22 protein-coding genes are annotated in these 20,563 nt (G+C 60.2%); 13 read left to right on the top strand and 9 right to left on the bottom strand.

Features of this window, described 5'->3' with window-relative positions:
* Positions 1 to 196: 196 nt before the first annotated feature.
* From R3E82_07070 to R3E82_07060, 3 genes are read left to right on the top strand one after another with little or no spacing between them, the layout of a single operon-like run.
* Entirely contained in the window at positions 197 to 1,546 is a 1,350-nt protein-coding gene (locus R3E82_07070; GenBank protein MEZ5550630.1) for a response regulator, read from the top strand.
* 48 nt (positions 1,547 to 1,594) lie between these two features.
* Positions 1,595 to 2,266: a protocatechuate 3,4-dioxygenase gene (locus R3E82_07065; GenBank protein ID MEZ5550629.1), complete on the top strand. Its 672-nt coding sequence runs from the start codon at positions 1,595 to 1,597 to the stop codon at positions 2,264 to 2,266.
* A complete protein-coding gene (locus R3E82_07060) occupies positions 2,211 to 3,131 on the top strand; it encodes a M23 family metallopeptidase (GenBank protein MEZ5550628.1) in 921 nt (306 codons plus the stop codon). The genes R3E82_07065 and R3E82_07060 overlap by 56 nt, the downstream gene beginning before the upstream one ends.
* Here R3E82_07060 and R3E82_07055 read toward each other — a convergent pair.
* The 4 genes from R3E82_07055 to R3E82_07040 form a co-directional block, all read right to left on the bottom strand.
* Positions 3,115 to 3,705 (bottom strand): GNAT family protein, encoded by a 591-nt coding sequence (locus tag R3E82_07055; protein ID MEZ5550627.1) that lies wholly within the window; start codon positions 3,703 to 3,705, stop codon positions 3,115 to 3,117. The genes R3E82_07060 and R3E82_07055 overlap by 17 nt on opposite strands.
* On the bottom strand, positions 3,702 to 4,784 hold the full coding sequence (locus R3E82_07050) for an alpha/beta fold hydrolase (protein ID MEZ5550626.1): 1,083 nt from the start codon (positions 4,782 to 4,784) through the stop codon (positions 3,702 to 3,704). Before R3E82_07050 ends, R3E82_07055 begins: the two co-directional genes overlap by 4 nt.
* A complete protein-coding gene (locus R3E82_07045) occupies positions 4,781 to 5,206 on the bottom strand; it encodes a hypothetical protein (GenBank protein MEZ5550625.1) in 426 nt (141 codons plus the stop codon). Before R3E82_07045 ends, R3E82_07050 begins: the two co-directional genes overlap by 4 nt.
* Before the next feature lie 406 nt (positions 5,207 to 5,612).
* Positions 5,613 to 6,044, bottom strand: a complete 432-nt coding sequence (locus R3E82_07040) for a hypothetical protein (protein ID MEZ5550624.1) — start codon at positions 6,042 to 6,044, stop codon at positions 5,613 to 5,615.
* A gap of 85 nt (positions 6,045 to 6,129) precedes the next feature.
* On the opposite strand from R3E82_07040, the gene R3E82_07035 reads away from it, so the two are divergent.
* The 5 genes from R3E82_07035 to R3E82_07015 all read left to right on the top strand — a co-directional run bounded on the left by R3E82_07035 (position 6,130) and on the right by R3E82_07015 (position 8,873).
* Entirely contained in the window at positions 6,130 to 6,405 is a 276-nt protein-coding gene (locus R3E82_07035) for a hypothetical protein (GenBank protein MEZ5550623.1), read from the top strand.
* A gap of 203 nt (positions 6,406 to 6,608) precedes the next feature.
* Positions 6,609 to 7,226 carry an FHA domain-containing protein gene (locus R3E82_07030; GenBank protein MEZ5550622.1) on the top strand — a complete coding sequence of 206 codons (618 nt, stop codon included), beginning with the start codon at positions 6,609 to 6,611 and terminating at the stop codon, positions 7,224 to 7,226.
* Positions 7,227 to 7,253: 27 nt separating this feature from the next.
* A complete protein-coding gene (locus R3E82_07025) occupies positions 7,254 to 7,895 on the top strand; it encodes a cytochrome b/b6 domain-containing protein (protein MEZ5550621.1) in 642 nt (213 codons plus the stop codon).
* Between the two features lie 17 nt (positions 7,896 to 7,912).
* Positions 7,913 to 8,287 carry a DUF1924 domain-containing protein gene (locus R3E82_07020; protein ID MEZ5550620.1) on the top strand — a complete coding sequence of 125 codons (375 nt, stop codon included), beginning with the start codon at positions 7,913 to 7,915 and terminating at the stop codon, positions 8,285 to 8,287.
* 7 nt (positions 8,288 to 8,294) lie between these two features.
* On the top strand, positions 8,295 to 8,873 hold the full coding sequence (locus R3E82_07015; GenBank protein MEZ5550619.1) for a hypothetical protein: 579 nt from the start codon (positions 8,295 to 8,297) through the stop codon (positions 8,871 to 8,873).
* On the opposite strand, the gene R3E82_07010 is transcribed toward R3E82_07015, so the two are convergent.
* Positions 8,865 to 9,764 (bottom strand): class I SAM-dependent methyltransferase, encoded by a 900-nt coding sequence (locus tag R3E82_07010; protein ID MEZ5550618.1) that lies wholly within the window; start codon positions 9,762 to 9,764, stop codon positions 8,865 to 8,867. The genes R3E82_07015 and R3E82_07010 overlap by 9 nt on opposite strands.
* 60 nt (positions 9,765 to 9,824) lie before the next feature.
* Between R3E82_07010 and R3E82_07005 the strand changes: the two genes are divergently transcribed.
* The 3 genes from R3E82_07005 to R3E82_06995 all read left to right on the top strand — a co-directional run bounded on the left by R3E82_07005 (position 9,825) and on the right by R3E82_06995 (position 14,375).
* Positions 9,825 to 10,991, top strand: a complete 1,167-nt coding sequence (locus R3E82_07005) for a hypothetical protein (GenBank protein MEZ5550617.1) — start codon at positions 9,825 to 9,827, stop codon at positions 10,989 to 10,991.
* Positions 10,992 to 10,998: 7 nt separating this feature from the next.
* Entirely contained in the window at positions 10,999 to 12,060 is a 1,062-nt protein-coding gene (locus tag R3E82_07000) for a phosphotransferase family protein (protein ID MEZ5550616.1), read from the top strand.
* Positions 12,061 to 12,143: 83 nt separating this feature from the next.
* On the top strand, positions 12,144 to 14,375 hold the full coding sequence (locus tag R3E82_06995; protein MEZ5550615.1) for a PQQ-dependent dehydrogenase, methanol/ethanol family: 2,232 nt from the start codon (positions 12,144 to 12,146) through the stop codon (positions 14,373 to 14,375).
* A gap of 61 nt (positions 14,376 to 14,436) precedes the next feature.
* On the opposite strand, the gene R3E82_06990 is transcribed toward R3E82_06995, so the two are convergent.
* The 3 genes from R3E82_06990 to R3E82_06980 are packed head-to-tail and all read right to left on the bottom strand — an operon-like array spanning position 14,437 to position 16,290.
* Positions 14,437 to 15,015 carry a hypothetical protein gene (locus R3E82_06990; protein MEZ5550614.1) on the bottom strand — a complete coding sequence of 193 codons (579 nt, stop codon included), beginning with the start codon at positions 15,013 to 15,015 and terminating at the stop codon, positions 14,437 to 14,439.
* Positions 15,012 to 15,629, bottom strand: a complete 618-nt coding sequence (locus tag R3E82_06985; GenBank protein MEZ5550613.1) for a hypothetical protein — start codon at positions 15,627 to 15,629, stop codon at positions 15,012 to 15,014. The genes R3E82_06990 and R3E82_06985 overlap by 4 nt, the downstream gene beginning before the upstream one ends.
* A complete protein-coding gene (locus tag R3E82_06980) occupies positions 15,619 to 16,290 on the bottom strand; it encodes a MotA/TolQ/ExbB proton channel family protein (GenBank protein ID MEZ5550612.1) in 672 nt (223 codons plus the stop codon). Before R3E82_06980 ends, R3E82_06985 begins: the two co-directional genes overlap by 11 nt.
* 184 nt (positions 16,291 to 16,474) lie before the next feature.
* Between R3E82_06980 and R3E82_06975 the strand changes: the two genes are divergently transcribed.
* Positions 16,475 to 17,488, top strand: a complete 1,014-nt coding sequence (locus R3E82_06975; GenBank protein MEZ5550611.1) for a Yip1 family protein — start codon at positions 16,475 to 16,477, stop codon at positions 17,486 to 17,488.
* On the opposite strand, the gene R3E82_06970 is transcribed toward R3E82_06975, so the two are convergent.
* Positions 17,480 to 18,925 (bottom strand): MFS transporter, encoded by a 1,446-nt coding sequence (locus tag R3E82_06970; protein ID MEZ5550610.1) that lies wholly within the window; start codon positions 18,923 to 18,925, stop codon positions 17,480 to 17,482. The genes R3E82_06975 and R3E82_06970 overlap by 9 nt on opposite strands.
* A gap of 197 nt (positions 18,926 to 19,122) precedes the next feature.
* Here R3E82_06970 and R3E82_06965 point away from each other — a divergent pair, with 197 nt between their 5' ends.
* A complete protein-coding gene (locus R3E82_06965) occupies positions 19,123 to 20,553 on the top strand; it encodes a saccharopine dehydrogenase C-terminal domain-containing protein (protein ID MEZ5550609.1) in 1,431 nt (476 codons plus the stop codon).
* Positions 20,554 to 20,563 lie beyond the last annotated feature (10 nt).

The raw sequence follows: 20,563 nt of genomic DNA, 5'->3' as shown, positions 1-20,563 counted from the left end.
CAATGCAATAAAACCGCTCGATCGCTCAAAAAGACCGGGTTCCCCGGGGCAGGCGCTGTGGCCTGGTCCACATCCCGGCAACAGAAAGTTGACCGCCGCAGGCCATATGGCCACATTGTTTGTCCTTGGCAGGCGCCGCTGCCTGGTATCGCAGGGTGCGCCGCTTACTCCGCCGTCGACTTGTGCAGGTAGGGAAATGTCCATCAAACACGCTCTGGTGGTCGATGATTCGAAATCGGCGCGAGTCTCGCTGCAGAGAATGCTCGAACTGCATCATCTGGTCGTGTTACAGGCCGAGTCCGGTGAGGCCGCTCTGGAGTTGCTCGAACATCAGAATGTGGATGTGATCTTCATGGATCACACCATGCCGGGTATGGATGGTCTGGAGGCTGTTGCGGCCATCAAGCGCAATCCGCAGACCGCCATGATTCCTGTGATGATGTATACGACTAAGGAGGGTGAGGTGTACGTGGGTCAGGCGCGTGCTCTGGGAGCGATCGGCGTGCTGCCTAAAGAAGTCCAGCCTCAGGCTTTGTTCGACATGCTGGTGAAACTGGGACTGGTGGCAGAGAGACGCAGTTCCAGCACGCCCAAAGGGCTCGACGTTCCCCAGAGGCGACGGGACGATCAGATGGCTGTATCCGGGCAGACCCGTGAGCACCCGGCCCCAGGTTTCTCAGTGGAAGCGCTGCTCAATCGTATCCTGGAAGATCAGCGCGATCTGCGTGCCGAGTTGCTGCGTGGCAGTCGCGTTGTCGCGCGGCAGGTGGCGACGGAAATCGTCGAGGAACAGATGGCGCGCCAGCGACCTGTCGAAGCAGCAGATGCCCCCCCGGGCACAGGATCCGGATCGAGATTCGGACTGTTCGGTCTGGTCGCGGTGCTCGCCTTCGCAGCCGGCGCGCTGTTCTGGCAGGTGCGCGTTGACCGTGCCGGTGATGGCCTGGCGGTAGCGGCAGGCGATGCAGCATCCCGGGCGCAGCAGCAGATCCGTACTCTGGAAACGGAACTCCACACGCAGCGCACTTTGCAGCAGCAGCGCAGTCTCCGCGCGATCGACGCGCTGCAATGGGCGATCAATCGAAACGCTTCGCTGCCCTTCGAGGAGGTTGCATTCAACGATGCCCGGGCATCCGGTCTTGGGGATCTGCTCTCGCAACTCGTCTCTCTCGACTTCCGGGGGAGGGTGCGTATCGAATCTCATCTCGGCGAATTCTGTCTCGAAGAGGATCCGGCAGGTGGCTATAGACCTGCCGCGCCGGATACGCGACTGGAAGCCTGTGCGTTACTTGGACATCCCCTGGACGATTCTTCGAGTGTGAGTGAGCGGGAGTCGGTGGGATTTGCCGAATTCATCGCGAATTCGCCCTTCCTCCAGGACTCGGGTATCGAGGTGGAGCTCGTTGCCCATGATCGAGAGCGTTCATTCGCCCAGTATCCTTACCCCCTGGATTCAGCCGTTGCCGGTGACTGGAATCGGGTTGCTGGATTGAACAACCGTTTGGAGTACTCTCTGATCATCGATCGGTCCGCTCTGCCGGAGTAGGGGTGGCTGGGATGGCCGGTGCATGCGACTGTGCGGGCTGGAGGGGCTATGTCCAACGGATTCAATCCAACCAGAAGACGGATCACTCTGGGGCTGGGGGCCGGCTTCGGCCTGTCGGTGTCCTCGGGTGCACGGGTGTTCGCGGGCACCCGGTCACCGACCCCTGCACAGATCGAAGGGCCCTTCTATCCCGTCGACAAGCAGGCCGACACCGATCTGGATCTGACAACAGTGGGGGATCGCTCCGCAACGGCCGTCGGTAGCGTCATCCTGGTGCGCGGACGGATTCTCGATGTCGAGGGGGCGCCTGTGCAGGATGCGCTCGTGGAGATCTGGCAGGCCAATCACTACGGACGCTATGCCCATCCCCGGGACCCCAATCCGCAACCGTTGGATGAGAATTTTCAGGGTTGGGGAACGGTAACCACCGCGGCCGGTGGTGAGTATGGATTCAGGACAATCAAACCCGGTCCTTACTCACTGGAGTATCTGGGCGCCAGCGGCTGGCGCTGCCGGCACATACATTTCAAGATATCCAGGCAAGGCTACCGATCACTGACCACCCAGATGTACTTTCAGGGTGACCCACTGCTGGCGCAGGATGCGGAAATCGCCAAGTTGGCAGCGGCACAGAGGCCGCGACTTATCGTCGCCGAGCAGACCGATGCAGCTACTGCGCTGCCGCTTTTTCAGTTCGATGTGGTTCTCGCGGCGCTCTGAAGCGGAGGGTTGCCAGATCTGTCTGTTCCGCTCTCTCTTCTGCCTCGTCCTGCTGCTGATGGCAGACCTGACCGCGCTTGCAGCTGATCATCCCGTCAACGTCAACTGCAACGCCGACCTGCTCTGTGTAGAGGTTTTCAAGGCGGCTCAGATACGCCTGATTGTCGACAACCGCACCATTAAACCATTGAGTTTCGGCCTGTTTCTGCAGGGCTATCCGGATTCCGCAAAGCCGTTCCTGCTGACCCTCGACCAGCCTCAGCGGGTCGAACTGGTGGCGCTGCCAAACGATGGTCGTCGCTGGAGTTATGAGTACCGTATTCATTACGGGCACGAGCGCTACCCGCATGACGATGGATACCTCTATCGGCTGCCTTACGCACCGGATTCGGCTTTCGAAGTGACTCAGAGCCACACCAATCTGACGACCCATCACACCGGGAACCGGTTCGCTCTGGATTTCGCCATGCCGATCGGCACGCCGGTACATGCAGCCCGCGGAGGCAGAGTGGTCAGCGTGTTTCAGGACTCGGATGCCCGAAGTCTGCAGGGAGAGGCTTCGGCCAATCACGTCTGGATTCTGCACAGCGATGGGACCATCGGAAAATATCTGCATCTCGCCCATCAGGGGGTGAGGGTCTCGGAACAGGACCTGGTCGATGCGGGGGAGATGATCGGTGTGTCCGGAAATACGGGTTTCAGCACCGGTGAGCATCTGCATTTCAGCGTATCGACCCTGCACGACGGGACGCTTTACGAAACCTTCAACCTGCGCTTCGCGACCGGATCAGGCGAGGAGCATCTGGTCAGCGGGATGCGCTACCTGAACCCGTCTGCTGTGCGCCAGCCTAAAACGCTTCCTTGAGTCCGTACTGTTGCAGTTTCGCCTGAAACTCCGCCACATCATGGGAGAGAATGACGATGTCGTGTTTGGCACCGGAAGCGTCCCGCACATGGTCGCGCAGCAGCGCCTCCGCTCGAAAACCAAGTCCTTCGAAGACGGCGATCGCGGCCTGCTGATCTGCTGTCATCTGGGCGGTGAGTTTTTCCAGTCCCTGAGACAGGGCAAGAATGAAACTTTCCTGGATGAGGGTGCGCCCGAGACCCTTTTCTCTCTGTTCCGGGCTTAACAGCACCCGTAATTCTCCGACATGGGGTGACCAGGAGTGTTCGTCCCGCACGACGGCCGAACAGCCGAGCAGCTTACCCTCACGAAGTGCGAGGAGGCTGGTGATAGTGCCGGCTTCGAGTTCCCTGATCCAGGCAGACAGAACTTTCGGCTGGGTGATATCCCGGCGCAGAAACAGCAGATCGTGTGCGGGCAGGGTGCGTGCGAATTCCAGTACGGACTGTTCATCGGCCGGGGTCATGAGTCGTAACTCGATTCGGGAACTGGAGAGTTCGACGGTTCGCGGGTAGCGGGATTCCGGTTGAGTCATACTGAACGCTCCGCCAGCCAGGCATCGAGTCGGGGCCACATTCTGCGTACTGCGTTGGGCCCGGCGATCAGACTGACATGTCCACCTTTCAGGAGAACCTCTTCCTTGTCGTGTGAGCTGACCAGTTTCATCAGGGGTTTGCTGCACTCATAAGGCACCAGATGGTCGTGTTCCGCGACGATGGTGAGCAGCGGCACTTTGATATTTGACAGTTTTGCAGGCTTGCCGCCGACCACCAGTTCTCCGGTGAACAGCTTGTTACCCCAGCTCAGTTCCCTGGTGGTCTGGCGCATGTATTCACCGGCCAGTGGCAGCGTCTCATTACCCCAGCGGTCGAAGACCCGGTAAGACTTCACGAATTCGTCGTTCCACATCTGCTCCCACACCCGCAGTTGTCCGGCGATCTTCTGGGCCGGTCGCTGCATCTCGAAACCCTGGGTTACGAAGTCCGCGGGGATGATCCCCAGAGTGTCTACCAGCCGGTCGACGTCGAAGTAGCGCTGGTCCTGCCAGACGTTGTTGAGCCCCATCTTGTGCCAGTCGACGGGTGTGGTGAGACAGACGAGGTTTTTCAGAGGACCGTCTGCGTGGGTTGCTGCGTAGATCAGGGACAACACGCCACCCATGCAGTAACCGATGATGGACACGTCGGTCTCGCCGCTGACCTGCTGCACTTTGCGCACGCAGGTCGGCAGGAAATCCTGGGTGTAATCCTCCAGTTTGAGGCCGCGCTCTTCCGGAGTCGGTGCTTCCCAGTCGATCACAAACACATCGAAACCCTGGCGGAGCAGGTATTCGACCATGCTCTGTCCGGGTGCGAGATCAAAAACGAACGCTTTGTTCGTGGTTGCCATCACCAGCAGTACGGGGATCCGATAGACCTCGTCGGTCTGCGCGTGATAGTGATAAAGGCGCAGGGTGCCGCGCTGGTAGATCACATCCTTCGGGGTGAGTCCTACCGGCGGCTTCGGTGCGGTGACAAATTCCAGTCCCTTGATGCTGCGCTGAATGGCGCGATCGACGATGGCCTGGGCGCGTTCCCGCAGTCCGTCCGTCTCCTGGGCAGATGCTTCGCTCATGTGGGCTTTCCTTCTTTCGCAGGTGTTTTTGCGGGTGCGCTCGCCCCGGTGGGTGTGGTGCCTGGTGGTTTCCTGGTCCTCGGTGGTCCCTTGCGCTGATCCGGCATGTTCTGGCCTTTCAGCGGAAGAATGTCTTCAAGCATTGCCTCGATCCGCAGCATACGCCGGTTCAGCTCCTGTACGGATTCTGCAACCCGCAGCAGGTCGTCCCGGGACGGCATGTTGGCGTTGCTCAGATTCTGGGTCATGAAGTCCTTGTAGAGCTTCTGCATACCCAGACGCAGGTCCTGCATCTGATTCATGGACTGGCTGAACCCTTCCGTGCCCATGAGCTGATTGGCCAGGGAATCGAATCCGCGTTCCCAGCGGGTGAGGGTCTCGCGGAAGGCGTCTGCCGGATCCGGGGGGGATTCCTTGCTCATTGTCGTCTCCCTTTAAGGGTGTATCCCGGATTAAGGGTGTATCCCGGATCAGCCCGGTGGTGGCCGACGGCTGGGCCAGGGTCTGCCAATGGTATCACCGATGGTGCGCCTCCCGGTTGCCGGCCGGTGATGCATTCCGTCCCGCCCAGGCGTTTCTGCGGTAACGGGGCGGCCGCCGTCGGCCCTGGCAACAGCGGCCGGTCCGGGAAAATGCCGTATCTGACCGTCTCAGCAGGTAATCCACAGCTTGTCCACAGGTGCTGCCCGGCATCCTTCCCTAGAGTTCGAAAGCCATGGAACGCGCACTCCGGGTGACCATTGAGCGCGATTCCTGCATGTGCTCCCCGCATGCACGAGACGGCGGGGCCGGTCGAAACGCCGGCTTCCGCCTCCTTAAACCAATCTTTCAGCGCCCTGGTCCCTTGCGGGGTCGGGTCAGCTGTGTGCCACACAGGTCCACAATGTCTAGACGAAACCTCATCTGCACGACCACGCTGTGTTCGATTCTGCTGCTCGGAGGCTGCTCGGGCAGCTCCAGTGAGCGCTCTGCGCCCGTTACCCAGGGGCCGTTTTCTGTGGCGGATACCAAGTCACCGACCCTCGGCACACCCGCACCGCCTCCGACTACCCCGGCGACCACGACCCCCGCTGTGCCGGCCCCGACCACGCCGTCCACCCCTGCAACACCCGCCGTGCCGGGATCGGCACCTGCACCGAGCGTCCGTCTGACCAGCGCCTCCGCAAATCTCAACAGCGGCGCGGCGACCACACTGAGCTGGAGTTCGACCGATGCGAGCAGTTGCAGCGCCAGTGGCGGCTGGAGTGGCTCGAGAGGCATCTCAGGCAGTCAATCCACGGGGCCTGTCACCGCCAACACGACATACTCGCTCAGCTGTTCGGGAGCTGGCGGGACTGCGGTCAGCATGATCACGATCAGCGTGACCGGCAGTCTGGCATTGAACTGGCAGGCACCGACCCAGAACGTTGATGGCAGCCCGCTGACGGATCTGGCCGGTTATCGGATCTACTACGGTCAGGTGTCGCGCAACTACACCGGTGATTCAGCGGTCAATAACCCCTCAGCTTCCAGCGCTACGATTGCGCTGCCTTCCGGCACATATTATGTGGCGATGACGGCCCTGGATGCGGACGGAAACGAAAGCGCATACTCTAATGAAATCGTAAGAAGAACTCTGTAACCAATTGATATAAAAGGATGGAGTGATAAACCCATACCCGAAGATCGGGGTGCCGGAGTGTTGTCAGCGGAAGCGAACCGCGGGGAATTGATTTACAAAATTCATACATACAGGCCAGCCACCTGTTAGCATGCGGCCCAGCAGAAATCGGGGATCTGGAGAGATCTGACTACAATCGATAGATGCTGAGGCTTCTCAAATAAATGGCGCTGCAGTTCGGTGTTTCCTTCGCAGGCGGTGATTTCGAGTTCGTGCGGGTCCGTCGCTGGCCGTTCTCCATCGGTCGCGGCCAGCGCAACGACCTCTGTCTGAGCAATTCCAGCCGGATCTCCCGGGCCCACGCGAGGATCAGTAAAGAAGGCGACATCTACCAGCTGATCGTTTTCGGCCGCAATCCCACCTACCTCAACGGCGAAAAAGTACCTGCGGACCAGCCGAGGAAGATTCAACCCGGCGATACCATCGAATTTCCAGACTACCGACTGAGCGTGCGGGATACCGCAGAAATCCGCACCAATACCGCCACCATCAATGTTCAGGCCGTGACCACAACCACCATTCTGGTGCGGCGGATCGCTTCCGCTCTGAACACGCACCGTTGGAGTGTGGAGGCCATTTTCGACTGGCTGCAGGAAGCCAGGGGCCGGGAGATCTGGATCAGACATCAGAAAGTGGAACTCTATCTGCACCCGCGCCTTGGGCTCGAAGATCTCAGTACGCGCATAGCTCTGTTCGATCAGCTCATTACCCACCTCGACCCGCATCAGCTTGCAATCGAAATTGCCGACGTGATCGCTTCCCCTCGCACCGGGTCGGGCTGATATCCTCAGGGGAACCTGGTCGCGGTGATGAGCATCGAGGGTATGAGCTCGGGACCTTCAGAAGCCAAAGCTGTATGGGATCCGTTAGTCCGATTGTTCCACTGGTCGCTGGCTGCCTTTTTCTTTCTGGCGTATTTCCTCGAGAATGACTGGATAGCGCTGCATGTTCACGCCGGTTACACCGTGGCAATGCTGGTGGGCTTCCGGGTCTTCTGGGGTTTCGCGGGAGAGTCCCACGCCCGCTTTGCGGATTTTCTGACGTCTCCAGCGCGTTCGGTCCGCTATCTGTGGTTGCTGCTCAGAGGCAGGGCGCAAGCATACCCGGGCCATGATCCGGCCGGGGGGATGATGATTGCCGTACTGCTGGTCAGCCTTCTGATTACTGCCGGTTCCGGGATGTCACTGTTCGCCATGGAAGGCAGCGGCCCCCTGGCGAACACGTTCGTTGCGACTCTGCGCCAGGAGCCGGTTGTCAGCCTGCATCATTTTTCCGCGGATTTCACAATGGCGCTGGTGGTAGTCCATATCGCCGGTGTTTTGCTGGCCAGTTTCTCGTTAAGGGAGAATCTCATCGCAGCGATGTTTACCGGGCGCAAAGTGCGCGGGGCGGAAGAGGCTGATGTGGCAGTCCGGGCGGGCGCGGATCAGGCTTCCGCGAGACAGCAGTGATCGCTTTGCGGGCTGGCATGCGCTGTTTGCTGTTAGTCGGTGTGCTGGTCGGCAGTTCGAGTCAGGCTGCGGAGGTGGTTAACCGGATGCTGGACGAGCTTCGTGCGCAGGCCATGGAGGATTTCACGGCCGAGGCGGGCAGGGCGGTCTGGTTCCGGAATCAGAATGGTCGCAGCTGCACAAGTTGTCACACCGATGCAGTGAGAGGCAGCGGCCGGCATGAGCGGACGGGTAAAATCATTGAGCCCATGGCACCTTCGGTGAACGCGGAGCGGCTCACCGACCGGAAGAAGATCGACAAGTGGTTCCTGCGCAACTGCAAGTGGACGTTCCGCCGTGAGTGCACGGCCCAGGAGAAAGGTGATGTGCTGGTATGGCTGATGGAGCAGTAGACAGATCATGAAATTATCGAAATGGGGTCTGCAGAGGCTGGTATCTGGCGGGGTATTGCTCGGCGGTGTGCTGGTCTTCGGTGTCTGGGGTGTGATAGCACTTGCGGTTGCAGGCGAGCCGGCAAGGTTTACGGAAGACGCCGTCTATATCGATGAATGCGGGGCCTGTCATCTGGCGTATCCGCCCGACCTGCTTCCGGTTGCAAGCTGGCGGCGCATCATGGAGGGCCTCGAGGATCACTTCGGTGAAGACGCGACACTGGATGAAGACACCGTCGACCACATCGGCACCTACCTGGACGCCCACGGCCTGGAAAAAGGGCGGCCATCCGCGATGAGCAGGCTGTTACGCAACCTGCCTTCGCCGCCACCTTTGCGCATCACCGAGTTACCGGCTTTCGTGAACATGCACTATGAGATTCCGATCCAGCTGCAGGTGAAGGAACTGGAGGTCGGCTTTCTCAGCCCCTGCGCCGATTGCCATAAAGAGGCGGCCAGGGGCATCTACGATAAGGATCGCCTGCACCCCGGCTATGGACCGAGCGTGTGGGGAGGGCAGGCGGACACACCTGAGGATTCAAACTGAGTTCGCGGGGCGTTGCTCCGGTGTCTCTGCGCGCTGCAGGTGCAGCAGATGGGCGAAACCGGGTACCGCCAGTCCGTCGCGGCGGTTGCTGAGATAGCGCTGGTTCTGTGCAGCAGGTGAGCAGTTCTGCAGCACGTGCCAGCCGCACTCTGCCGCAAACCGCTCGATTTCATCCGGGCTGAACAGCGACCGCAGGGGCTCTCCCTGCAGGGCGACGGCAAGACGGGTTCCCCAGAGCAGGGCGCTGCCACCTGAGCCAGTCGGGTTTTCATTCCAGTAATCGAAAACGAGTTGAGCGCCCGGTCGAGTCAGCTGTGACAGCGCGGTGAGCGTGCTGCGGATCGAGTCTCGACTCAGGTAGTAGGTGGTACCCAGCCAGGAAACGAAATCGATGCTGCCTTTGTCTACCCACACCGACGGGAGTGCTGTTTTTTCGAAATCCACGGGCAGGAAGCTCAGCAGGGCGGGAATCGAAAGGCCGGATCGCCCCAGCAGCCAGCGCTTCCAGTTCTGGGTAGCAGGGTGATCGATCTCCACGACCTCGATACCGGGCTGCGGTTGCCGCAGCGCGAAGGTGTCCAGGCCGGCCCCGAGGATCAGGTAGCGTGAGATTCCCCCGCTGCGCGCCACTGCCAGGGTATCCTCCGCGAATCGCGCCCGCACCAGTACCTGGGCGCGGATGGCTGTCAGAGCTGAGTCCGGTGGCCGCATCCGGCGCGGCCAGAGGCGTGCGAGACGGCCCATGCTGCGAATCTGCTGCCGCTGCAGTGCGGGTAGCAGCCTGATCGCCAGTTGATCCGTAAAGACGGGTGGAGCATCGTCGATGTACAGGTGCAGGGCGCGGAGATAGGCTGTGGCCTGAGCTGTGCGGCTGGGTGAGCTGTCGTACATGGTGCAACACTGGTCAGACTCTGGAAGGACAGTATGGAAGAAACAGGGGGAGGTGTGCCGATGCACACCAGGATCCAATCGCAGAAACGCTTCGGAACTGGCATCGCCTTGAAGACAGGCTTTGAGTTTCACGTTACCCGGGCAGCACTGCTGCTGTCGCTGACAGTGAGCGCAGGCGTTTACGCGGAAGATGGCTTCACGCCCAAACGCACAGCTTCGGGGAAGCCGGATTTCAGCGGCGTCTATGATGGGGGCTCGCTGACCCCCCTGAACCGCCCGAAAGAGTTCGGGGATCGGGCATTCATGACCAAGGCGGAAGCAGACGGTATTGCGGGAACGCTGGCCGGTCGTCTGGCGGCCGCGGGCGCGCAGAGCGATCCGGATCGTGGAGCACCCGTCGCGGGGGGTGATGGCAACAACGCGGCCGGTGCCGGCGGTGTCGGTGGTTACAACGCTTTTTATGTGGACATGGGCAGCGCGGTAGATGAGATCGACGGCAAGTACCGCACCTCCATCATCTACGATCCCCCGAATGGCCGGCAGCCTGCCATGACAGAAGCCGCGCAGCGCAGAATTGCAGACAACTTCAGTTCCTTTTCCCACGACAATGACGGCACCGCATCCTGGCTCGCTCACGAAGGACCCGGTCCTTTCGATGGTCCTGAAAGTCTGGCACTCTCTGAGCGATGCCTTCTCGCTTTCAGCTCCGGCGTTCCCAGTATTCCGAGCCTTTACAATAACTTCCGGAGTATTACTCAGACGGAGGATCATTTCGTCATTCTCCTCGAGATGGTCCACGACGCCCGGATTGTGCGGATCAATTCCGAGCATGGACCCGAGGCCAACCGGAAATGGCTGGGTGATTCGATCGGTTACTGGGAGGGCGACACCCTCGTGGTCGAGTCGAAGAACTTCCGGGCCGTATCGGCACTCAATGGCGCGGATGAAAACCTGCACGTGGTCGAACGTTTCACCCGGATGGCCAACGGCAACCTCCTCTACGATTTCACGGTGACCGATCCGACCGCCTGGACGGCCCCCTGGAGCGGCCAGTTCGTGTGGAAACGCAGCGATCAGCTGGTTTACGAATATGCGTGCCACGAAGGCAACTATGCGATGGGAAACATCCTCCGCGGCGCACGCCTGCTGGAGCGCGAGGCCCTGGAGCAGGGTTCAGTTGAAGCAAGGTCCCCGCAGCAGGGTGCCGCAGTCGAATCTGGGGAGTAGCCGAGCGGTGAGCAGTCACGATGAGAGTCTGGGACCGGAGGGTTATCGGGTAGAGGCAGTGGAGGCCTGGATAGGGGCGAACATCCCGGCACTGGCACCGCCCTTTCAGTGGACGCGGCTGGAGGGCGGACATTCGAATCTGACTTATCGGATCGACGACAGTAAAGGACGCGCGGCGGTCATTCGCAGACCGCCGCAAGGCGTGCTGCTGCCGAAAGCGCACGACATGAGTCGGGAGTGGTCGCTGATCTCCGCCCTGGGTCAGACACCGGTGCCGGTACCGGAGGCCCTGGGCTTCTGTGAAGATCCGGAAATTACCGGGGCCTGGTTCTATGTGATGGGACTGATCGATGGCCATCCCCTGTACAACTCGGAAGATACCCGGAAATACGTGCCGCAGGCGCAGCGAAGGAAGATGGCCATGTCTTTCATCGATGTGCTTTCAGCACTTCATGAAGTGGATCCCGACGCGGTGGGTTTAGGCGCGCTCGGTAAAAAGGAAAATTATGTCGGGCGACAGCTGAAGACCTGGTACCGTTCCTGGACTTCCTCGGTTGCCGGGGCTGAATTCGATGACCCGCGTGCCCACGAGTTGCAGAAATACTTTCTCGAGAACATCCCTGACCAGGGGCCAGCGAAGGTTGTGCATGGAGACTATGGTGTACACAACTGTCTGGTAGGCCCGGACTGCACCATCGCTGCGGTGGTTGACTGGGAAATTTCGACGCTGGGTGATCCCCTCGCGGATCTGGCCTATGCCCTGAATCAGTGGCCGGACCCGACGGATTCCGTCGCCTTCGCACCCGAAGCAGCCACCGCGCCGCCCGGCTTTCCGACCCGGACAGAGCTCGCACAGCGCTATGCAGAAAATACCGGCCGGGATCTGTCGCGACTGGATTACTACATCGGTTTCAACCGCTGGAAGAGTGCGGCCATTCTGCACGGGGTCTATGCCCGCTACCGGGAAGGCAAGAAGAGCACAGACGGCATCGATCTCGACGACATGCGCGCACGGATTGAACTGACACTGGACAGATCAGCTGAGGCGGTGCAGCACCTGCGCGCCTGATCCCCGCGTCACCGCGCCTGCAGCCGGTTTGGTGACAGACCGTCCGGGGGCTATGATCCCCAGGGGAAACAGGGGGATGGTTCATGCAACGCCTTTTCATCTGGGTTGCGGCAGCTGCCGTGGCCGCGCTCGTCTACTACTTCGCGATCTACCAGCAAGGCAATCGGTCCGCACCCGGCTCCGACCCGGCGTCGGCTGTGGTGCCGATACCGGAAATCCCGCCGCCGACCATCGGTGTCATCGATGATGCCAGGATCAATGCGGCGGCAACGGAACCGGGCAACTGGCTTGCCTTCGGTCGCACCTACGAGGAGCAGCGTTTCTCGCCGCTGACCGGCATTCACAAAGGAAATGTGCAGCAGCTCGGTCTGGCCTGGTTCAAGGACATGGGAACCAACAGAGCCCAGGAAGCCACCCCTATAGTGGTCGACGGCATCATGTTCTTCACCAGTGCATGGAGCCGGGTCTTCGCGGTGGAAGCACAGACGGGCAGGACACTGTGGAGTTTTGATCCCGAAGTACCGGGCGAGTGGGGCAGACGCGCCTGCTGTGATGTGGTGAACCGGGGTGTAGCCGTTTATGAAGGTCGGGTCTATGTCGGCAGCCTGGACGGCCGGCTGATCGCGCTGGACGCGGCCACCGGTACCAGGGTCTGGGAGCAGGACACGATCATCGACCGGGATCGTTTTTACACCATCACCGGCGCGCCCAGAGCGGCTCGAGGCAAAATCTTCATCGGCAATGGCGGTGCGGAATTCGGCGTGCGGGGTTATGTCAGTGCGTATGACGCGCAAACCGGGGATCTGGTATGGCGCTTCTACACAGTGCCCGGTGATCCCTCGAAACCCTTTGAACATCCCGAAATGGAAATGGCCGCCGGTACCTGGAAAGGCGGAAACTGGTGGGAGGTCGGTGGCGGCGGCACGGTCTGGAATTCGATCGTTTACGACCCGGACTTCAACCATCTCTATCTCGGCGTCGGTAACGGGGCGCCCTGGACGCGGGTAATCCGCTCTCCCGGCGGTGGCGACAACCTGTTCCTGTCTTCTATCGTTGCCCTGGATGCGGATACCGGGGTCATGAAGTGGCACTATCAGACCACGCCGGGCGACAACTGGGACTACACCGCAGTGCAGGACATCGCGCTGGCTGACATGACGGTGGATGGGAAAGATCGCAAGGTGCTGCTGCAGGCGCCGAAGAACGGCTTCTTTTACGTGCTCGATCGCAGCGATGGGAAACTCCTGAGGGCAAATCCTTTCGCGACGGTCACCTGGGCGTCTCATGTGGATCTCGAAACCGGACGCCCGGTTGAGAACCCGGATCTCGATTACACCAGGCGCGAGAAGTGGGTGCTTCCCGGCCCGCTCGGTGCACATAACTGGCAGGCGATGTCGGTGGATGTCGAGGCCGGGGTGGTTTACCTCCCGGCACAGGACAATCCGCTGATCTATGGCATGTCCGAACAGTGGCAGCAGACGGGTCTGTACAAGCGCAATCCAGGCGGATGGAACACGGGTCTCGAATTCGGTGCCATTGCCCAGTTGTTCGTGGACAATCTCGATGACCAGCCCACACCGAAGGGCTATCTGAAAGCCTTCGACCCGCTGACGGGCGAAGACAAGTGGGTGGTGGAAATTCCCCACTACTGGAACGGTGGCGTGCTCGGAACCGCGGGGGGGCTGGTCTTCCAGGGTGATGCGCTGGGTTATCTCACCGCGTACGACAAAGCCAGCGGTGAAGTACTCTGGCAGTTCAATACCTACACATCGATGCTGGCGCCGCCGATCACCTTTGAGATCGATGGTACCCAGTATCTTGCCATTCTGACCGGAAGTGGCGGGGGCGATCTTTTCGCCGGTGAGGCCATGGACCCGGTCAAAACCGCTGCCTCCACGACCTACGGTAATCAGGGTCGCATGCTGGTGTTCAAACTGGGGGGCGCAGCGGAGCTGCCGATTCCGACGGCGGTGGACAGAACCATACCGGAACAGCAGCCGGTGAACGCGAGTGATGAGGAAATAGCCAGAGGCGAGCGCCTCTACAACACCTACTGCACCTTCTGCCACGGTCTCATCGTGCGCTCGGGTGGTTCGATTCCCGACCTGCGCAGAATGAGTGAAGGCTCTCATGAGGCTTTCAATCAGATTGTCCTGGAAGGACTCCTCGCGAGAAACGGCATGGCGTCCTTCGCCGACGTCATGGCAGTAGAGGATTCAGAAAGCGTGCACCTGTATGTTAGGGCACGCGCGCATGAGGATCGGGAGGTTGCACTGGGCAACAAGGAAGAGGCGAGGCTGACCTGGTTGAACTGACAGCTGTCGTCACGGGCTGACAGACTCTGCCCTGCACTCGGGCCGTCTTTGCTGCGGTTGCCTAGGAAGCGGCAGGAGCATCCTCTACAACGCCTTTCGATGGCAGTGCGGGTGGCGGAACCCGACTGAACTCGATGAGCCGTGGGTCCAGTCCGTCTCCAGACAGTGCGCGCTCACCGGCGTGGTCACTGCCTTCAGGCGGTGACTCGGCATCGCTGACCGTATTGCGACTCATGCGGCCGTTGAGGAGCTCACCCGCCTCCATGCGCTCGAGGGCTTCCTGAGCGGCTTCGGCAGAAGCCTCACTCCAGGCGATACGATGTGCGCGGGGTTCACCCACCGGCAGTCCTGCGCCATCCAGTTTCCGCACCCAGTAGTAGATTGCACCGGGTGTTCCCGTCGACTTGTCAGGATCGTCGAGCGCGATCCACAAAACCCGGAAGTTGTCTGCCAGGGACTCGGGCGATGCCCAGCCGAGCAGGCTCCGGGTACCGAACCAGGTTCCCGCATAGAGCGTGGTTACCAGAAGGATGGTCGCCAGCTTTATCCAGGGACCATGCGGACTGTTCAGATTCAGGTGCAACAGCAGGGCGGCGACCACCGCATAGCTGAGCGCAAGGCCGATCACCGTCCCTGTCACTGTTTGGCCTGCAGTGCCCGGGTAAGCAGCCGTTTGGGAAGTTCGGAGGTACCTGTCACACTGCCTTGTGCGCCGATGGTGAACCGTACTGCAGTCTGTTCATCACCGCTGCCGGTGAGTTCCCGGGTGCCGTAGTACACGAGGCTTACGGTCGGATTGAGTTTTTCGACCTTGACGGTTACCGGCAGGCGTTCGCTGTAGTTGGCCTGATAGTGCAGGAGATTCACCACATATTCGCCCGGCTGCAGAGACCGCACCGTCACGGTCTCCTGATTGATGGGATTGGAGACCTCCACGCCGTCGAGAACGATACGGTCGGCGAAAAGGCCTCGGTCGTCCCGATCCAGATGCATGAGCCCGGAATCCCGATTGTGATACCACACCAGATTTCCGTGGGGACCTTCCACAAGTGTGTCGACATCGTCCGGATGTCTGTCGGGCCAGCGCACGGTGATGAGAATTTCAGCCTTGGAGTCAACCTTTCCAGCCTGTGTCGGATCGCTGATCAGCGCGAAGGCGGCGATGAACATGAAAGCGAACCCCAGCAGGGCATTGAACAGCAGATCGGTGAAGGCATCCTGGGACTCGCGCTGACCGAAAACCCTATGGCGCACCGTGTTGCAGCCTTACATCAACCAGCACCGCCAGTCGGGTAACCAGTTCCGCCGCCGAAGCATCCAGCAGGTGATACTGCATTTTGAGCAGAGTACTGGTGATCAGTCCGGCCAGGGTCGTGTAGAGGGCAACCGCCATGCCGCCGCTCATGGAGGACAGCAGACGCTGCATCAGGCTTGGATCGAACTCCCTGATCTCTCCCATGGGCATCAGCATGAGAATGAAGCCCACGATGGTGCCGAGAAGCCCGAGCTTGAGAAGAACATCACTCAGAAAGTGCCCCAGCGCATGGCGATTGAGCAGCTGGTCACCGAAGGCCTCGAGCAGGGCGGTGGCGTTGGCGTCCCGCTTCCTGTTGAGATTGTCGAGAAAAGCACCGAGCAAGCCCGTGCTGCCCGGGCCGGGAGGCTCATCTGCTGCTACCGCAGTTTCAAGCCGCCTGAATTCCTGGCGTTCCGAACTCAGCCGGTAGGACAACCACAGCCATTGCGCCGTGGCCAGCAGATAGATGCACAGGATGAGATAGGAGATGTAGCTTCTGTCAGCGTTCAGCGCAAGGCTGACCAGATCGTAGCGTTCAGCAAGGAAAAAGCCGAACAGAATCAGACCGGTGATGATGAGGGCCCGGAAGATGAGATTCGCATCGCGGAGTTCAGACATGGCGAGAGTCTAAATAAGATCAGCAAAGCGAGCCAGCATTCCCGTGGCCGCGCCCTTGTGTGCGGAGCGCGTCAGGTCTGGCATCATTCGGTGATGTCGGCAGAGGCATCGGGCAGCCAGACATAATGACGCGCTGCAAACTGCCCACAGGAAAACAGACGCACAGAAAAACCAGGGAGAGCACATGATCGATCCACAATTCACGCTGCGGTGGGTAATGGCCGTATTGAGTGACCCGGCCTCTGCCAGTGTGGCGTATCGGGAGACAGAGGCGTCCTGGCAGCAGTCGTTCCTGCAGCTCACGCTGCCACTCTATGTTTTGGCCTACATCGTGGCGGCCATCGTCGCACTGGTCACCGGGGGTTCCTTCCTGTTCGGATCTCTGACGATCGGTATCTTCATTTTCTCGCTGGTCTGGGGTCTGGCCTGGACGCTGGTCATTGCGTTCATATTTGACTACCTGGCGGGCGTCTTTGGTGGAAGGCGGGGGTTCGACGCAGCCTACGCCCTGGTGGCTCTCGCCATCATTCCTGCCGCGATTGGCACTGCCGTCAATCCGCTGCCGTGGCTAGGCTGGCTGCTGGGTCTGGCTGCGGGCATCTACAGTCTGGTCCTGGCCTATCGTTTTCTCCCGCTGTATCTCGAGATCCCGGAAGGTTCACGGGTGAAGCACTTCGCACTGTCAATCGCCGCGGCGCTGGTCGTGAATATCCTGGTCAGTCTCATGCTGCTGCCCGTCTTCGGACCGGCGATGATGGATTCCGGAGCCGATGGTACGGCACCGGTCACAGGGGGCATGCTCGGCGGCTTTGAGCGCCAGGCGGAATTTGCGGATGCGGCATCGAAGGATACCTACCGGCCGCCGGAGGATGGCCGGCTCACAGATCGGCAGGTGCGGTCGTATGTGGACGCGCTGGGCAAGACGCAGGTCCTGCGGGAAAGGCTGATGGAATCCATGAAGACAACAGGCGACAGTGACCCCTCCCTGTCCGAAATCTTCAGTGGCGTGGGAGGTGCAGTGCGCCTGTCCACGGCGGAGATGGAGGTGGTGAAGAGTGCGGGTGGCAACTGGGCCGAGCACCAGTGGGTGGGTGGCCAGATAGAGACCGCGCGCATTCAACAGGACCTCAATGAAACCACCGCACACAACTACGCGCTCTTCAAAAAATACCAGCAGGAAATCGAAGCGTTAGATTGATCCGGTGTCCGCAGCGGGGATCGCCACCGCCGGCGACGATGCAAGACGCCGGTCTCTGCGTTCGATATGGTTGCGCATCCGCTCCTGTCGAACCCGGGTCAGGGGATATTTCCACAGCAGTGGCAATGCAACACAGGCCAGCGCTGCCGGGACGATACTGTAGAGACAGGCCACGGCGAGTTTTGCGGTTGCCGTGTTCTCGAGGCTGGTGGGGTCAAATCCGAACCAGGTGACACCATTGGTCGCGAGAAACACCCCCACGGCTACGGCTGCTTTGTTGACCATTCCCCACAGTGAAAAATACAGCCCCGTGCGCTGCTCACCGGTGCGTAGCGTGTCCAGGTCGATCACGTCTGCGGCCATGGATGCAGGCAGAAAGACCAGCGCGCCGATGGCCGAGCCCTTGAGCATCATGATGAGGAAGAACAACCAGTAGTGGCCGGGACCCAGCAGGGGAATGAAAGCACTCCAGATTGACAGCCAGACGATGCCCAGTACGACGGTCCGGTGTTTACCGATGCGGCGGGATACTGCAAACCACACCGGGATCGCGAGGCTGCTCGACAGATAGTAGGCGAGAATGAAGAGCGCGTACCTTTCGAAGGACTCCTCCATTACGGAACCGACGAAGAAGAAGGACAGCGATGCGGTCATGCTGACCGCGGCAACCAGGAACAGCAGGCTGATGACTAGCCGGCGATAGGGGCCATTGCGCAGCACGATTTTCAACCCCCGTCGCCAGGGAACCGGGGCAGCCGGTTTGGATCGCGAAGGAAGCTCCCGCACCAGCAGCAGCGCTGGCGCAGTCAGCAGCGGCATGAGCACGACTACAAAGGCCGCCAGGGCGAGCAGCGCGTTGCCGGCGCCCGGACGATCAAACAACGTGGACATCAGCAGTGGAATCAGCAGTGCCGCCAGGGTGCCTCCGTAGCCGAAAGCTTCCCGCCAGCCGGTAACCCGGGAGCGCTCGTCATAGTCGGGGGACAGTTCCGCTCCCCAGGCCCGATAGGGCAGGTCGACCAGTGTAAAACCGAGGTAGAGTGCACTGATCCAGACAAACAGATACAGATTGGTGATCGCCTCTCCACCCATCAGACCCCAGACGTATTCTGCAAAGCCGCTCTCCGGCACGAAAAGCATCCACAGCGACAGCACTTTCAGCGGCATGCCGAGCACCATCCAGGGTTTGCGGCGCCCGAAACGCGTCTTCCACCGGTCCGACGCGATACCGATTGCCGGATCGGTGATCACGTCAGTCAGCCTCGATAGAGCGATGAGTGCTCCAACCGCAGCGAGAGAGAGACCGAGGTTCTGCGAATAGAAGGCAGGAATGTAGAGCGCAATGGGCAGGCCGACCACGGAGGTCGGGAGATTCACAAGCCCGTACAGGGCGATTTTTGCACGCCCGATGGTTGTTGCTGATGCTGCCGCGGTCACGTGGTTGTCTGCTCGAGGCTTCCTGGACGCACGACTCTGACATCTAATCAGCCTCTTCTGCAATAGTCAGGTGCACCCTGCCACCGGTCAGCCAGCAACCGCTTGACCGGTTTCCCGATCGTTTGGCGAATTATCGAGTACATCGGTTAAAGTCAGCGGTTAAATATTTCCGCTCACTTGAACAGGAGAATCGCGAATTGGCTCTGCACTGGCCCAAATATGCGGCGATCGATGGTCCGATACTTTTAATAGGATTCGGATCGATAGGCAGGGGCGTATTGCCATTGCTGGAGCGTCACTTTGAATTCGATGCTGAGCGCCTGTGGGTCATTGATCCGGACTCCATGCACCGACCGTTTCTGGAGCAGCGGAACATAAAACTGCTCGCGGAGCCGCTGACTGCAGAAAACTTCAAAGCGATTCTCCGGCAGATATTTTCCGGCGCGAAGGGTCAGGGCTTCGTGGTGAATGTGTCAATCGAGACAGACAGTCTCGACATCATGAAGTATTGCCGTGAACTCGGCGTGTTCTACATCGATACCGTGGTGGAGCCCTGGCCGGGTCTGTATTTCGATGCCACCCGCCCGCTCGAAGAGCGCACCAACTACGCACTGCGGGAGCGGGTGCGCAGGGAAAAGACCGTCAATCCCGGAGGCACTACCGCGATCTCCTGCTGTGGCGCAAATCCGGGAATGGTGTCCTGGTTTGTGAAATCCGCACTTGTGGAGCTTGCCAGGGACCTGGGTCATGAATTTGCCAGGCCCGTCAGCCGTCGGGACTGGGCTGAACTGATGCGGGACCTCGGAGTGAAAGGTGTGCACATCGCAGAACGCGACACCCAGGTTGCCAGGCAGCCGAAGCCGGTGGGCACCTTTGTGAACACCTGGTCTGTTGATGGTTTTCTCTCGGAGAGTCTCCAGCCTGCCGAGCTCGGCTGGGGAACCCATGAGAAGTGGTTTCCGGAGAATGCGCGCAGGCACCAGGCGGGCTGTCAGGCGGCCATCTACCTGACAAGCCCCGGTGGAGGGATACGGGTACGCAGCTGGTGTCCGACTTCCGGCCCACAGTTCGGCTTTCTGGTGACCCACAACGAAGCCATTTCGATCGCAGACTATTTCACCCTGGGGGATCCGGGCGCTCCCGATTTCCGTCCCACCTGCCACTATGCCTACCATCCGTGCAACGACGCGGTGCTTTCCCTACATGAGACTTTCGGCAGCGGTCTGCTGCAGACGCGTCAGCTGATCCTCGATGAAACGGAAGTAGTGGAGGGCGCGGACGAACTGGGTGTGCTGCTCTATGGACATGCGCGGAATGCTTTCTGGTACGGCTCGAAACTTACCATTGAGCAGACCCGTCGACTTGCTCCGTATCAGAATGCGACGGGACTGCAGGTGAGTTCCGCGATTCTGGCGGGCATGGTCTGGGCGCTTGAGAATCCTGCAGCGGGTATCGTTGAAACCGAGGAAATGGATCACACCCGGTGCCTGGCTGTGCAGATGCAGTATCTCGGCTCGATCGAGCGGTACTACACGGACTGGCACCCCCTGACCAATCGCTGGAGCCACTTCGAAGAGCAGACAGACGATACGGATCCCTGGCAGTTCAGGAACGTGCTGGCGAGTTAAACGTGCTGGC

The organism is Pseudomonadales bacterium, assembly GCA_041395945.1.
Taxonomy (GTDB): Bacteria; Pseudomonadota; Gammaproteobacteria; order Pseudomonadales; family Azotimanducaceae; genus SZUA-309.
The sequence above is the reverse complement of the archived record's forward strand: the minus strand, read 5'-3'. Positions and strand labels throughout refer to the sequence as shown.

What these genes read in the sequence shown, in the direction of transcription:
- R3E82_07070 (MEZ5550630.1), top strand. Translation starts at nt 197, where the DNA reads ATGTCCATCAAACACGCTCTGGTGGTCGATGATTCGAAATCGGCGCGA.
- R3E82_07035 (MEZ5550623.1), top strand. Translation starts at nt 6,130, where the DNA reads ATGATCACGATCAGCGTGACCGGCAGTCTGGCATTGAACTGGCAGGCA.
- R3E82_07040 (MEZ5550624.1), bottom strand. Translation starts at nt 6,044, where the DNA reads ATGCCTCTCGAGCCACTCCAGCCGCCACTGGCGCTGCAACTGCTCGCA.
- R3E82_07060 (MEZ5550628.1), top strand. Translation starts at nt 2,211, where the DNA reads ATGCAGCTACTGCGCTGCCGCTTTTTCAGTTCGATGTGGTTCTCGCGG.
- R3E82_06995 (MEZ5550615.1), top strand. Translation starts at nt 12,144, where the DNA reads ATGCAACGCCTTTTCATCTGGGTTGCGGCAGCTGCCGTGGCCGCGCTC.
- R3E82_06980 (MEZ5550612.1), bottom strand. Translation starts at nt 16,290, where the DNA reads ATGTCTGAACTCCGCGATGCGAATCTCATCTTCCGGGCCCTCATCATC.
- R3E82_07005 (MEZ5550617.1), top strand. Translation starts at nt 9,825, where the DNA reads ATGCACACCAGGATCCAATCGCAGAAACGCTTCGGAACTGGCATCGCC.
- R3E82_07015 (MEZ5550619.1), top strand. Translation starts at nt 8,295, where the DNA reads ATGAAATTATCGAAATGGGGTCTGCAGAGGCTGGTATCTGGCGGGGTA.
- R3E82_06975 (MEZ5550611.1), top strand. Translation starts at nt 16,475, where the DNA reads ATGATCGATCCACAATTCACGCTGCGGTGGGTAATGGCCGTATTGAGT.
- R3E82_07020 (MEZ5550620.1), top strand. Translation starts at nt 7,913, where the DNA reads ATGCGCTGTTTGCTGTTAGTCGGTGTGCTGGTCGGCAGTTCGAGTCAG.
- R3E82_07055 (MEZ5550627.1), bottom strand. Translation starts at nt 3,705, where the DNA reads ATGACTCAACCGGAATCCCGCTACCCGCGAACCGTCGAACTCTCCAGT.
- R3E82_07010 (MEZ5550618.1), bottom strand. Translation starts at nt 9,764, where the DNA reads ATGTACGACAGCTCACCCAGCCGCACAGCTCAGGCCACAGCCTATCTC.
- R3E82_07050 (MEZ5550626.1), bottom strand. Translation starts at nt 4,784, where the DNA reads ATGAGCGAAGCATCTGCCCAGGAGACGGACGGACTGCGGGAACGCGCC.
- R3E82_07025 (MEZ5550621.1), top strand. Translation starts at nt 7,254, where the DNA reads ATGAGCATCGAGGGTATGAGCTCGGGACCTTCAGAAGCCAAAGCTGTA.
- R3E82_07045 (MEZ5550625.1), bottom strand. Translation starts at nt 5,206, where the DNA reads ATGAGCAAGGAATCCCCCCCGGATCCGGCAGACGCCTTCCGCGAGACC.
- R3E82_07030 (MEZ5550622.1), top strand. Translation starts at nt 6,609, where the DNA reads ATGGCGCTGCAGTTCGGTGTTTCCTTCGCAGGCGGTGATTTCGAGTTC.
- R3E82_07065 (MEZ5550629.1), top strand. Translation starts at nt 1,595, where the DNA reads ATGTCCAACGGATTCAATCCAACCAGAAGACGGATCACTCTGGGGCTG.